The sequence below is a fragment of the Glaciecola petra genome (assembly GCF_031846345.1).
In the GTDB taxonomy this organism is placed as follows: domain Bacteria; phylum Pseudomonadota; class Gammaproteobacteria; order Enterobacterales; family Alteromonadaceae; genus Glaciecola; species Glaciecola petra.
Genome location: NZ_JAVRHX010000005.1, coordinates 17,670 through 31,299, shown reverse-complemented (window position 1 = coordinate 31,299; position 13,630 = coordinate 17,670). Strand labels below are relative to the sequence as shown.

Genomic DNA, 13,630 nt, shown 5'->3' with positions numbered 1-13,630 from the left:
ATGCGTATTAATATAGAACAACTTGACATTAGTTGCAATAACAACTAAATTAGTTGCAATTTCAACTAATGCGCATTTTGGCCAAAAAATTCAAGCCAATTGTAATTCGAATTAGTTTTCGTCTTTATTATATTAAGGGTAAGTTAATGGCAGATTTGTTTGAAAATCCAATGGGGCTTGATGGTTTTGAGTTTGTAGAATTTACAGCACCCGAAAAAGGCTTGTTAGAAAGCGTTTTCACTGCCATGGGTTTTACCCATGTTGCCAATCATAAATCAAAAGAAGTCGCCCTTTGGCGTCAAGGTGATATTAATTTTATCACTAATTATACCAAAAATAGCCCAGCATTTTATTACGCCCAAGAACACGGCCCTTCTGCATGCGGTATGGCCTTTAGGGTAAAAAATTCGAAAAAAGCATACGCGTTAGCATTAGAAAATGGGGCTCAACCCATAGATATGCAAACTGGCGCAATGGAGTTGAAATTGCCAGCAATTAAAGGTATTGGTGGCGCTGCTTTGTATTTAATTGACCGTTATAAAGAAGGCGAAACCATATACGACATCGACTTCGAATGGTTAGACGGGGTTGACCAACATCCTGAAGGTTGTGGTTTCCATACTCTCGACCACCTAACCCACAACGTCTACCGTGGCCGCATGGACTACTGGGCTAGTTTTTACGAAGATTTATTTAACTTCCGTGAAATACGCTATTTCGACATTAAAGGCGAATACACAGGCTTGTTATCTAAAGCAATGACTGCGCCAGATGGTAAAATCAAAATACCATTAAATGAAGAAGCAGGTGGCGGTGGCGGCGGCCAAATTGAAGAGTTCTTAATGCAATATAACGGTGAAGGTATTCAACATATTGCCTTTGCATGCGACGACCTTCCTGCTTGTTGGGATAGGCTTAAAGCCATGGGTATGGAATTTATGACGCCTCCTCCTGGCACCTACTACGAAATGCTAGAAGGACGTTTACCTGGACATGGTGAGCCAACTGACGAACTGCAAGCACGTGGCATATTGCTCGACGGCACAACCGCAGACGGCAAACCTCGTTTGTTATTGCAAATATTTTCAGCCGCTATGCTTGGCCCTGTGTTCTTTGAATTTATTCAACGCAAAGAAGACGACGGCTTTGGTGAAGGTAACTTTAAAGCTTTGTTTGAATCGATAGAGCGTGATCAAGTGGCTCGCGGTGTTATTGCTGGCAGCGAAAGTGCAGGTGTTGAAGGTGCTGACGAAAACGTGGAGAAAGCGTAATGATATCGCGTATACATCATGTTGCGTATCGATGTAACGACGCAAAAGAAACCGTTGAGTTCTATCAAAACATGCTCAACATGGACTTTCAACTTGCAATAGCAGAAGACAAAGTACCTTCTACACAGGCGCCCGATCCCTATATGCATGTTTTTTTAGATGCTGGCAATGGAAACGTACTCGCGTTTTTTGAACTACCAAATTCACCTGCTATGGGTAAAGATACGAACACACCTGAATGGGTACAACATATTGCTTTTGAAGTCGATTCAATGGACGACTTGTTGAAAGCCAAAGAGCGTTTGGAAGCTCATGATATAAGTGTGCTTGGTCCTACAGACCACAGTATATTCAAATCAATTTACTTTTTTGATCCAAATGGCCATCGAATAGAGCTTGCTGCCAATACCGGCACACCCGCCATGATGACTGAACTAAAGCGAGTTGCTCCTGCCATGCTAGATGAATGGGCTGAAACTAAAAAAGCCCCCAAGCATGCTGATTGGTTGCATAATGGCAAGGGTTTTCCTGGCTAACATTTGGTGATGGATACAAAAGACTTAAACAAATTCTGTAAAAGGTGTTTTAAATGAAATTAGCAAGCTTAAAAAATGGTCGTGATGGCAAGTTAGTTGTCGTTAATAGTGCACTAACAAGCATGGTCAGTGTCGCGCATATCGCGCCCACTTTGCAGTTTGCGTTAGACAATTGGTCAGAAATTTCGAGTCAATTAGCCAAAATTGCAAACCAACTCGAAGACGGCGAAATACAAGGAGAAGCGTTTGATCAAAGTCATTGCGCTTCACCTCTGCCTAGAGCTTATCAATGGGCTGATGGCAGTGCTTATGTTAACCATGTTGAACTGGTTCGCAAAGCACGTGGTGCTGAAATGCCTGAGAGTTTTTGGACTAACCCACTTATGTACCAAGGTGGCTCAGATACGTTTTTGGGTCCCAAAGACGACATATTAATGCCTCAAGACGACGGTTTTGGGATTGATTTTGAAGCCGAAGTCGCTGTTGTGACAAGCGATGTCCCCATGGGCGTAAGCGCTGAAGATGCTGTTGCTTACATTCAGTTGATTATGATTGTAAATGATGTTTCCTTGCGTGGTTTAATTCCAGGTGAATTGGCAAAAGGATTTGGATTTTTCCAATCCAAACCGTCTAGTGCTTTTAGCCCCGTTTGTGTAACGCCAGATGTTTTAGGCGATGCATGGCAAGGTGGTAAATTGCATTTACCGCTGATATCACATTTAAATGGCGAGAAATTTGGCGAACCTCATGCGGGAGTTGATATGACCTTCCACTTTGGTGAACTAATTGCACATGCCGCTAAAACTAGAGAGCTCTGTGCGGGCAGTATTATTGGTTCGGGCACTGTATCGAATAAACTCAATGATGGTCCAGGTTTACCCGTTAAAGAAGGCGGCGTTGGTTACAGCTGTATTGCCGAAATTAGAATGATAGAAACTATCCAAAATGGGACTCCATCGACGCCATTTATGAAATTTGGCGACCATATCACAATTGAGATGTTGGACAAAAATGGGCAAAGTATTTTTGGTCAAATTACTCAAACGGTAAAAAAATACTAAGCCGTTTTGGCTAGAAAATGTTAGGCATATTTCACAAAAAAAGGGACTCACTATACACAGTAAGTCCCTTTTATATGCAGATTAATTTAGACAGCTACAACTGAGTTGTCTTCATAGGCAAGCGCTGATGGGACATACTGATCAGCTTCCCAATCATTCTCCCACTCGTTATCGTCAAGCAAATATCTAAATTGGTAGTCATTGCCTTTGTCTAAATTTACGGTCGCTGTAAAACCACCGCTTTTTAGCTTTTTCATAGGTTGACTGGATTTGTCCCATCCGTTGAAATCACCAAGTAACTTAACCGAATCAGCATTTTTTGCTTCTTCTTTTGTTAATTTAAAAGTGACTTTACATATGGGTTTAGTTTTTAAGTATTGTTTCTTAAAGCTCATGAGTTTTTCCTAAAGTTGTAAAAGAATGTTGTTAAACGATATGTATGCAGTGTCTTTTGTGCTCATCTTTAAAAGACTTATACAAATTTTTGACACTTTTTTTACAAATACTTTAAATTACGACTATTTTTGCTCTTATTTGTTGTAATATTACATCATAAAAATAAAAAAGCATCGCTTTATTGTATGTTATTTAAACTTTAGTATTTTATTTCATAAATAATTGCAAATTTGTGTAATAAAATAACAAAATTCATACTGTTTTTTATTTTGTACTGGAAGTAGCTGATAGACTTTGCCTAAAACCCCGCTCAACATCTCAATTACCCGTTAGTCATATAATTATGTTTAGTAGAATGTAAAAAGGTAATCTAAGCTGGAATTTACAATATCTACTCGGAGCACATTATGTTTTTTAACGTTAAAGGACTACTACCTGCATTTTTAGTTAACTCTATTTTGTTATTCTTGTTGTGCGGTTTAAGCAAGGCTTTTGCAGAAGCTGACGGCAACTGGCGTGGCGAATTAGTGATCCAAGACAATATCGTACTGCCCATAGGCTTAGTCATAAACACCAAAAACAATACTCTTAGTCTGGATAGCCCCATACAAGAGATGTTGGCACATGTACCGAGCAAATTTTCAGTTGAAGGGAATAAAGTCAGCTTTAATGACGAAAACCTAAAAGCTACATTTGAAGGAGAAATTGTAGGGGATGTGCTAGAAGGGGTTTTTACGCAAGGTAAATCAAGACCTTTAACTTTGCATAGGCTTAAGCAAAAAGATCTCAATAGAATGTCGTTCGAAGGGAAATATTCAGGCGATTTAGTCATTAATAGCGAAAACTCATTGCCCATTGTGCTGAGAGTGGCAGTTATTAAAAATGGCTATTCTGGCGTATTGGACAGCCCTGCTCAAAATTCTTTTGGCATTCCCGTACAAGACATCAAACTTGACAATACTAGCTTAAGTTTTTCGTCAAAGATGCTAAATGCAACTTTTGCAGGAAAATCAAATACCAATTCTGAAGCCGACATGGCCTACGCTGGAACCTTTATACAAGGGATGCCTATGAGCTTAACGCTTACCAAAGTCACTCCTGAAAACGCGTCTCAGCAATTTAAAACCCCTACTTTTGGTGAGAAAGGGGGCAGTATTGCCATCATTTCACCTAACAAATCTGTTACTCGGTTTTTTCAAAATACTAGTAACGAAACACGCTACGAAATTGGTTCAGTAACTAAAACATTCACCGCATATTTGTTGGCAAAACAAGTAGTGTCTGAAAAGCTCAGTTTAGACAGTCACTTAGAAACCGTTTTCCCAATTGCTGCAAACTCAAAAAATAATAAAATTAATAAGATAAGCATGCAGTCACTAGCTGCACATATCAGTGGTTTAGAGCGCAACCCTCCTAGTCTAGAAAATCGCAAGGACCCAAGAAATCCCTTTGCCGATATTACACAATCGCAACTCAGTGAAGATTTAAAAAATACACAACTTGGTAAAACGTCATATCAATATTCAAATTTTGCTTATGCTATTTTAGGAGAGGCACTAGCAATAAACGAACGCTCAACATTTGCAGCAGAAATATCGGAGCATATATTAAATCCATTAGCCATGAATAACACCTATGTGGCAAGTGACACTAGTAGTGACAGTGATAAGCTAATTACAGGATATACCCAAACAGGTCAAAGCGTCATTCCTTGGCATTTTGGTGCGGCATCCGGCGCTGGTGCTATAGTTTCGAATATAGACGATATGATCGCTTACACAAATCATATGATGACAATAGCCAAAGAAAACACGTCGCTTGCAACACTACTATTTACCCCAGTTACTAGTATTTCGTGTTGTGAGCAAGGTTTAGCCTGGCTAATTATGGAAGACAGCGAAGGCAAAAAGTTCGCTTGGCATAATGGCATGACAGGTGGTTTTAGTTCGTTTTTAGGTTTTTATTTAGATGGCTCTAGAGCGGTTGTTTTACTCAACAATCAAGCGGTATCTATTGACGCACTTGGCCATAAGTTGTTAACTGACACAAGCGTTAACATTCAAGAAATATAAAAAGCTATGCAATCTAACTATTTCTACTGGCTTCAATTACTCTTTTGGTCAATCGTCTTTACGCTCATCACTGGCACTATTTTACTCGGTAGAAGCTTGGGTGAATACGAGATATATTTAGCGATTTCACTTATAGGCACAACCGCTCTTTACTCGTGTCTATCTAGGCACCTTTACAAAAAATGGATAAAAGGCCACTCGCTGGGTAAGGAAATAGCCTACTTTACGCTACAGTCACTTATGGGCGGCGTTGCTGGCGTTTCTGCAATGATCACAGTTGTATTGCTGTTAGGCCTTTGGGGTTTTATCCCGGCAGTTCCGAGAGAAATTATGCCTCAAGCATTGAGTAGTATGTTTTGGGGCAACTGGTTAAACATGATGTCAGCCAGTTTATTTTGGAGCATTGGCTATTTACTAGTGGTAAAAGTCAGGCAGATATATGAAGTAAAAGAAGCACTGGCTAGCAGTCAATTAGATGTGCTCAGTCAACAGCTTAACCCACATTTTTTGTTCAATACACTCAATAATATAAGGGCTGTGATATTAGAAGACCCAGAAAAAGCTCGTAACGCGCTAACGCAACTCTCTGAAATGCTCAGGTACACATTAAATCATCAAGATGGATTTAATAAACCAGATAAAGTCTCACTGTCAGAAGAATTAAACATTACGCACGAATATATTTCTCTTTGTGAGATTCAATTTGAACAAAGGCTTCAATTTGAAGTGAATGTACCGGAAGCGGCAAAAACAGCATTGATACCTAAAATGTTGCTACAATTGTGCATAGAAAACGCAATAAAGCATGGTATTGCAAAACTACCTGAAGGGGGAATAGTTTCTGTCGTTGTTCGTTTACAACCATCTATTGATGAAGCTTTGCAAAATGATAACCCCGGCAGTATTTGCATTGAAGTCATTAACCCAGTTACAACAACGCCTACTTATGAGCGTTTACAAACAAATGAGTCTAACACCAAGTTAGGTATTAAAAATATTCAAAAAAGACTAAAGCTGCTGTACAACAAATCAAAACAAGTCGCGAGCTTCACCTTAAATATTGAGCAAAACACTGCTAGAGCAACGATATTACTACCTTTAGAGTTTGCTGAAGAAAAAGGAAACCGTATATGATCCGGGTGGCTATAGTTGACGATAGCAGACTGGCTAGGGTAGAGCTGAAAAATCAGTTGTCACAAAGCAATAATATTGAAGTATTAGCAGAAGCTGGGAGTATAAAGGAAGCCCTTAGCGTGCTAGACAATACTTGTATAGATTTACTCTTGCTCGACATCGACCTACCTGACGGAACAGGCTTCGATATGCTAGAACAGTTAAACCATGTACCACAGGTTATTTTTGTCACCGCGTTTAATCAGTACGCGGTGCAATCATTTGAATATAATGCGCTTGATTATTTACTAAAACCAGTGCGCCTTGAACGCCTGCAAAAAGCACTTGCCAAAGTGTCATCAGAAAAAGCACAAACAAAGCTGTCACCCGACAAACGCATATTTATAAAAGATGGTGAAAAATGCTTTTTTGTTAGTGTGGACGATATTTTTGCTTTTGAAGCTATGGGCAATTATACCCGCGTGCACACAGCTGAAGGCGTACCCTCGGTATATCGTCCTATCGGATCCATATATACGCGACTGAACACCGACTCCTTTTTTAAAGCAAGTCGCAGTTGGATAATTAATACCCATTACATAGAAAACATAGACGCATTAGAGAATGGCTCATTTGTAATTGAACTTAAAAATAATTTAAAAGTGAATATTTCTAAACGACAAGCAGTCGAATTTAAAAGGCTTTGGTCATTGTAGCGATATTTTTATTCAAAAAACCGCCAGTTTTCATATAGTAAATTTACCAATTATGACTATGCTTTAAATAGTACTTTTATAGGATTTGCATATGCTTGAAAATAAACATGGTGAGGCAGCAGAAATTACTCGCCACAAAATATTACGGCTTGAGCTTGATGAAATAGTAAAAAAAGCTAATCACGAATTTAAAAGTACCGATCAATTGTTTGGTACCGAATACGAGTATGTCGACCAAGCAAAAGCAGAATTTAGGCATTTTTTATACTTGTTATGGTGGAATAGAAAAGCCGCCAATTTGCTACCGGTGGTCCCCACAAAAAGGGCTGATATTATATGGCATGGCTTTTTACTATTTAACGGTGCTTACAATGAGTTTTGCATGGATTTGTATGGCGAAGTAATAGAACATAATCCTGGTTTGGAAGAAGGCAGTGCTCCTTTCAATGAGGCGGTAATTCATACAAAAAGCTTGCATGATGCCATCGGTGATGGAGGTTTTGATGAACATTACTTTGATTATGTTGATACTGAAGACCCCTCAACATTAAACGCCAAACGTGCCAGTACCTGCGGTGGCGGATCTGCTGGCTTTAGTCCAGGTGATAGCGGCTCTAGTTGCGGCGCCGGATGCGGTGGTGGCGGAGGTGGTTGTGGAGGTTAATATAAATGTCTGATAAATCGAATAATTTGATCTCTTATATAGCAGTTGGCTTGTCGGTTTTTGCTCTTGTTATTTCTATTGTAGAAGTTACGTTTACGCGCGATGAACTGCGATCACAAGCATGGCCATATATCGAAATAGAAAATGCCTACTCCGCTGACGGCTTTACTATGACGGTTTCTAACAAGGGTGTGGGGCCTGCAAAAGTTAGAAGCCTAACATTGATACTCGACAATAAGCCTATACAAAATTTTGATGAGGCAATCTTAAAAACGGTTGGAACAGAAAATGCGTTTAGCTTTGATGTTTATAAAAGCAGTAATCCCTCACCCGGCGTAATGAGCTCCAACGAAAGCATCACCCTATTTAGAGTACCATGGGAGTCACGCACTGAATTGTTGCTCGAAAAATGGCGCGATAGGTTCAGGGTACAAATCTGTTATTGTTCTATATTTGAAGACTGTTGGCTAAGCGATACCAGCGAGGTGGAGCCTAAAGAAGTATCTGCTTGCCCAGCGGTTTAGCTTTTGCAGCCGTTATAAATAGCTTGAAATATAAAGATTTGTTGTGCTTTAATTTTTCTAACGCCTTTAATTACCTAAATTTCGTTTGAGGAAAGATAAATATACCTCGCTCACCTCTTTAGGTTTATCGAGCATGGGCACATGCCCACAATTTTCCAATATAGTAAGCTTCGAATTTGGCAGAACGCGGGCTAGGGTTTTTGCGCCACTAACGTGGAATATTCGGTCTTGCTGGCACCAGATAATTAGTGTTGGCATGCTCAGGAATGGTGCGATTTCTAATAAAGTACGAGTATCTGAAAAGTCATTTACAGCATGCCAAATTTCTTCATTTCTGACCGAGTTTGTTAGTTCTTGGTGCATCCATGTTTTCATAATTGGACTAGGTATCGCTGGTGTTTTTGGAAATAACCAGTTATTGCGCTGTTCAAAGTCAGCTTCGGTTTTTACAAGCAGAGGAATATTGCCATTGATCAATGCATTTTCCATCTCACTTTTTATGGGGCTTGTTACACCTAATGGACTTCCAATAAATGCCAAGCTCTTTATTACCTCAGGCCTAGCAATAGCTAACAAACTCACCACTTGAGCTCCCATAGAGTTAGCGCCAATATGCGCCGATTCTATATTTAAAGACTGTAAAACCACATCGAGATTATTCGCTTGGGTTTTTAGGCGATACTGTTGAGGTTGGCGAATTTGATTATCACCAAACCCAGGCAAATCAATGGCAATCACACGGAACCGCTTGGTAAGCTCGCGAGCTAAATCAACCCAATGCTCTTTTCTCGCATAAATGCCATGAAGCAAAACAATGGTTTCACCTTGACCTCCTTCCAAGTATTGGATGTCGCCGATAGTGGTGGTTAAAGTTTTAGAAGATAATCCTGCAGATGTGTTATTGAGATTCAATAAAAACCGACTCACTGGTTCGGGTAAAGCAAACCAAACAAATGCAAAAGTAATTGCTAACAGCATGACAAATGGTGCGATAAGTCGTTTCATTCTACCTCCAGTTTTTGTAAACTCTATCAGTAAAATTGAGAAGTCGATTGAAGAAACGTGCAATTATTTGGGAGTAAAGTTATGTCACAACAATATACCCACTATAGGTCGCATATGTTTTCTTTGGCTGAGTCTGAGCTTGAATTACACGAAAATCTAATCACATGCGTCATTTTCAGTAACAATGAATTAGTTTGTGTTAGTAACGACAATAAAGAACTTAAAGCCAAAATAATTTGTATCAAGCCCGGTGTAAACCACCGAGTATCAATTCCTGCTGGGGGCGCTGAAATCCTTTATTTCGACGGGGTTAATCTAAGTGCTAACTTTACCGCGTTTGAATCCCTTGAGTCTGAATGGGAGCACATCCCAGCAGCGTTTAAAAAATATGAATTCGACATAATTGAAAGTTTTCGCATTTTTTTAAATGGCGGAAAAACATCTCCTAACTTGCCAATTTTAGCTGTAATTGAAGAGCTATATTCAAGTCCTTTAGATCGAATGACACAAGATAAACTCGCAGAAAAGCTTGGATTGGAGCGAACACAAGCGTTGAAGTATTTTAAAAGTGTGACCGGACAAACTTTCCGCAGATTCAAAAAATGGGCAGCGAGCGTAACAGTAATATCGAATGTTTTTAATGGACAAAACATAAGCCTAGCAGGAATAGATGCCGGTTTTTCTGATGCCGCACATACATCTAGGACCGCAAGAGAATTGTTTGGTTTAACCCCTTCAAGTGGAGCCAATAGCCTTCGCAACATTACAACATTAGTTCAACGGAGCTGAGTTTTGCACGCTTAAATACTTTGCAAGCTGTGCCTATGCTCTAAAAGCATACATGAATGCCCTCATACTTTTAATAATGTCAAACAAAATAGACAACGTTCTATCTTTTTTCTTTTTCAACAACCAACACTCTATCCATTAGATAGGTAGATGTATTTTAAGATTCGATAAACTGTCTTTGACTTTAAAAACAAATCAAAATAAAAAGAAAGCGCTTTCATATTATGTAAAAAACATGTTATAACTTGAATATTCTAGTTTTTCACTTTCAATAGCATCATTTTATGTAATCGTTTACTTAATTTTGCTGCAAGACTTAACCCAATTAAAAGATATATAACATGCAAAAACTCGCTCTACCTTTCAACTCCCCTATGCAACAAAAAGATTTTCTATACGGGGTTGCAACGGCCTCTTTTCAAATAGAAGGTTCTGCGGATTCTCGATTACCCTGTATTTGGGATACTTTTTGCGCCACACCTAACAAAATTGCAGACGCATCGGATGGCCTTATTGCATGTGACCATGTCAATAGATGGCAAGAAGATTTGGACATAATAGAGTCTTTAGGTGTAGATGCTTATAGGTTTTCAATTTCTTGGCCTCGCGTTATTAAAGAGGATGGCTCCTTAAATCAAGAAGGGGCCAATTTTTATATTCAACTTTTAGACCAGCTTAAGTCAAAAAACATAAAGTCCTATGTCACACTTTACCATTGGGATTTACCTCAACACCTTGAGGATAATGGAGGCTGGCTAAATAGAGAAACTGCATATAAATATGCCGAATATGTTGACTTAATTACCAAAGCGCTGGGCAATCGTGTTCATTCTTATGCGACTTTCAACGAGCCTTATTGCTCCGCATTTTTAGGTTATGAAATTGGGGTACACGCCCCGGGAAAAGTTGGGCGAAAGCATGGACGAACTGCCGCACACCATATTTTATTGGCTCATGGCTTAGGCATGCAAGTATTGCAAAAAAATAGTCCAGATACCATCAACGGCATCGTTTTGAACTTTACGCCATGCTACCCCGTGAGCCAAAGCAAGGCCGATTTGGCTGCCACACAGCTAGCAAACCAGTATATTAATTTATGGTATTTGCAGCCACTTATGGAAAAGTCATACCCAGCAATTATTGATTTATTAGATGAAAATGATAAACCTGATATTCATCCTGGTGATCTTGACATTATTGGTCACAAGATTGATTTTTTAGGAGTTAATTTTTATACACGATTAACCTATTCTGCGCCTACAGAAACGGGCAGTTTTTATACAGAACATGAACATCTTTATCCTCGCACAGACATTGGTTGGGAAATTTTCCCACAAGCTTTAACAGATTATCTTGTGGAATTGGATGCACGTTTTAGTTTACCTCCCATTTATATTACCGAAAACGGTGCCGCTATGGCTGACAAGCTAGAAAACGGCCAAGTACATGATACAGATAGGGTCAACTACTATGACCAACACCTGAATGCTTTACATAAGGCAATTGATCAAGGTGTGAATATAAAAGGATATTTTGCGTGGAGTTTGATAGATAATTTTGAATGGGCGGAAGGTTATTTGAAAAGATTTGGTTTGGTACATGTCGACTACAAAACTCAAAAACGCACCCTAAAAGACAGTGCAAAAGCATACCAGACGCTATTAGCATCTCGAATTGAACAATTAAAAAATAATAAGAAGTAAAACACAGAGGGACAGGTGAACATGATTAAATTACCCATATATGAAAAAGTTGGTTATGCAATGGGTGACGCCGCAGCCAATTTAGTTTGGCGAGGTGCGCTAGCATATCTTGCTGTATTTTACACCGATACCTTTGGTATCGCCGCATCATCGGCCGCAATTTTATTTTTGATAGTGCGTTTATCTGATGGTATTACCGACATTATTATGGGGATGATCGCAGATAGAACTAACACTAAATGGGGTAAATTTAGACCTTGGATTTTATGGTCAACTCCGTTCTTGGGTTTATTCATGGTTTTAAGCTTTACCACACCCAACATTAGTGATTCGGCAAAATTAGTTTATGCATACGTCACCTACATCGGTTTAACCCTAGCTTATACTGTTAACAACGTGCCCTACTCCGCCTTAATGGGCGTTATGACAAACGATGACAACGAACGCACTAGCCTTTCAGGGTTTCGCTTTGCAGGTGCCTTTTTAGGTGGTTTATTGGTAATGGGGTTTCTGCCTAGCTTAGTAAAATATTTTGGTGACGGAAACGACGCCATGGGATATCAATACACAATGTATCTGTTTGCCAGTTTGCTGTGCTTTTTAATGTTGGTTACTTTTTTTAGTACAAAAGAACGCGTTGTGCCCCTTGCAGAAACTAAAGAAAGTGAAACTCAAATACCACTCAAAGAAGCGTTGTGGGATTTAACCAAGCAGTTACCAATTATCACCATTCCTCTTATCAGTATTTCTTTATTTTTCTACTATCGAAATTTATACGCGGGGGTATTTTTTGTTGTTGTCATGTTGGTCACATTTGTTGTTATTCGTAAAGCTATCAACAATAAAGAAAACGTATCTCAAACTCAGCGAGATATGATTGATTTAGTTACCAATAAACCATGGTTAATTTTAATTGGCATTGGCTTTTTAACCATGATGTTTAACGGCATAAAATATGGTGTTATTGCGTATTACTTCAAATATTACATAGGCGACGAAATTATGGCTGGTCAATATTTTATTGGCTTACTGGTTGTTTCGATAGCCGGAGCATTAGTTACCAGTACCTTAGCAAAACGTTTTGGACGCAAGAATTTGTTCTTTATTGCACTTATTGCTGCAAGTTTATTGACATGTGGTTTTTACTGGATCCCACCAAACAATATAACTTACGTATTTATATTAGGCTGCAGTGCAGAGTTCTTTGCTGCCATGATCCCTACCTTGTTTTTCTCTATGCTTGGAGATGCAGCCGACTATTCAGAATGGAAAAATGGCCGGCGTGCCACTGGCTTGTTTTATTCAGCTGGCACCTTTGTACAAAAAACGGGCGGTGGCTTTGCTGGCGCTTTAGTGCTGGTTGTGCTTGCCACATATGGATACGAAGGCATGGATCCATCAACAATAGAGGCTTCATTACCTGGCATGGTTCAGCTAATGAGCTTCATACCTGCCATATTTGGCTTTTTAGCAGCCGGCTTAATTTTGCTATATCCACTAACTAAGGAGAAGCAAGACAGAATGACCAAAGAGCTTATTGCCCGCCGAGAGGCTGTCTAAACGGAATTTCGGCGAGCTCTGATCAAGCCAAACATGCCAATACACAGCAATACTGCTGTGGCTGGCGCCGGAACTGGGATCGAAGATGAAGCAAACCGGTTGTTGGTGATCCCTAAAGAAGAGCTGTTAGCTGTGTAACCGGCAGGTAATTGAAATTTTCTACTTTAACTATTCCGACTAGTCCATATGGATGATTCTAGTATATAACCTCGATGCGAAT

General features: G+C 39.4%; 14 protein-coding genes. 11 read left to right on the top strand and 3 right to left on the bottom strand.

Annotated elements, in window-relative coordinates:
- Window positions 1–146 precede the first annotated feature (146 nt).
- The 3 genes from hppD to RM552_RS14505 are packed head-to-tail and all read left to right on the top strand — an operon-like array spanning window position 147 to window position 2,868.
- Window positions 147–1,271, top strand: a complete 1,125-nt coding sequence (gene hppD, locus RM552_RS14515; protein WP_311369591.1) for a 4-hydroxyphenylpyruvate dioxygenase — start codon at window positions 147–149, stop codon at window positions 1,269–1,271.
- The gene (locus RM552_RS14510) at window positions 1,271–1,807 is read left to right on the top strand and encodes a VOC family protein (RefSeq protein WP_311369590.1); all 537 of its coding nucleotides are present in this window, start codon (window positions 1,271–1,273) and stop codon (window positions 1,805–1,807) included. The genes hppD and RM552_RS14510 overlap by 1 nt, the downstream gene beginning before the upstream one ends.
- Before the next feature lie 53 nt (window positions 1,808–1,860).
- Window positions 1,861–2,868, top strand: a complete 1,008-nt coding sequence (locus RM552_RS14505; protein ID WP_311369589.1) for a fumarylacetoacetate hydrolase family protein — start codon at window positions 1,861–1,863, stop codon at window positions 2,866–2,868.
- Window positions 2,869–2,954: 86 nt separating this feature from the next.
- On the opposite strand, the gene RM552_RS14500 is transcribed toward RM552_RS14505, so the two are convergent.
- The gene (locus RM552_RS14500) at window positions 2,955–3,263 is read right to left on the bottom strand and encodes an isoamylase early set domain-containing protein (protein ID WP_311369588.1); all 309 of its coding nucleotides are present in this window, start codon (window positions 3,261–3,263) and stop codon (window positions 2,955–2,957) included.
- A 408-nt stretch (window positions 3,264–3,671) separates the two neighbouring features.
- Here RM552_RS14500 and RM552_RS14495 point away from each other — a divergent pair, with 408 nt between their 5' ends.
- The 5 genes from RM552_RS14495 to RM552_RS14475 all read left to right on the top strand — a co-directional run bounded on the left by RM552_RS14495 (window position 3,672) and on the right by RM552_RS14475 (window position 8,353).
- A complete protein-coding gene (locus tag RM552_RS14495) occupies window positions 3,672–5,336 on the top strand; it encodes a serine hydrolase domain-containing protein (protein WP_311369587.1) in 1,665 nt (554 codons plus the stop codon).
- Window positions 5,337–5,342: 6 nt separating this feature from the next.
- Complete coding sequence (locus tag RM552_RS14490; protein WP_311369586.1) at window positions 5,343–6,470, top strand: sensor histidine kinase; 1,128 nt, start codon at window positions 5,343–5,345, stop codon at window positions 6,468–6,470.
- Entirely contained in the window at window positions 6,467–7,165 is a 699-nt protein-coding gene (locus RM552_RS14485; RefSeq protein WP_311369585.1) for a LytR/AlgR family response regulator transcription factor, read from the top strand. Before RM552_RS14490 ends, RM552_RS14485 begins: the two co-directional genes overlap by 4 nt.
- A 91-nt stretch (window positions 7,166–7,256) precedes the next feature.
- Window positions 7,257–7,829: a glycine-rich domain-containing protein gene (locus RM552_RS14480; protein WP_311369584.1), complete on the top strand. Its 573-nt coding sequence runs from the start codon at window positions 7,257–7,259 to the stop codon at window positions 7,827–7,829.
- A 5-nt stretch (window positions 7,830–7,834) separates the two neighbouring features.
- Window positions 7,835–8,353: a hypothetical protein gene (locus tag RM552_RS14475; RefSeq protein ID WP_311369583.1), complete on the top strand. Its 519-nt coding sequence runs from the start codon at window positions 7,835–7,837 to the stop codon at window positions 8,351–8,353.
- Between the two features lie 66 nt (window positions 8,354–8,419).
- On the opposite strand, the gene RM552_RS14470 is transcribed toward RM552_RS14475, so the two are convergent.
- Complete coding sequence (locus RM552_RS14470) at window positions 8,420–9,358, bottom strand: alpha/beta fold hydrolase (RefSeq protein ID WP_311369582.1); 939 nt, start codon at window positions 9,356–9,358, stop codon at window positions 8,420–8,422.
- 81 nt (window positions 9,359–9,439) lie between these two features.
- On the opposite strand from RM552_RS14470, the gene RM552_RS14465 reads away from it, so the two are divergent.
- The 3 genes from RM552_RS14465 (at window position 9,440) to RM552_RS14455 (ending at window position 13,410) form a co-directional block, all read left to right on the top strand.
- On the top strand, window positions 9,440–10,147 hold the full coding sequence (locus RM552_RS14465; protein ID WP_311369581.1) for an AraC family transcriptional regulator: 708 nt from the start codon (window positions 9,440–9,442) through the stop codon (window positions 10,145–10,147).
- A gap of 341 nt (window positions 10,148–10,488) precedes the next feature.
- The gene (locus RM552_RS14460; RefSeq protein WP_311369580.1) at window positions 10,489–11,850 is read left to right on the top strand and encodes a GH1 family beta-glucosidase; all 1,362 of its coding nucleotides are present in this window, start codon (window positions 10,489–10,491) and stop codon (window positions 11,848–11,850) included.
- Window positions 11,851–11,871: 21 nt separating this feature from the next.
- Window positions 11,872–13,410 carry an MFS transporter gene (locus RM552_RS14455; RefSeq protein WP_311369579.1) on the top strand — a complete coding sequence of 513 codons (1,539 nt, stop codon included), beginning with the start codon at window positions 11,872–11,874 and terminating at the stop codon, window positions 13,408–13,410.
- On the opposite strand, the gene RM552_RS17775 is transcribed toward RM552_RS14455, so the two are convergent.
- Complete coding sequence (locus RM552_RS17775; protein WP_432277234.1) at window positions 13,407–13,460, bottom strand: hypothetical protein; 54 nt, start codon at window positions 13,458–13,460, stop codon at window positions 13,407–13,409. The two genes, RM552_RS14455 and RM552_RS17775, sit on opposite strands and share 4 nt — an antisense overlap.
- Window positions 13,461–13,630: the final 170 nt, after the last annotated feature.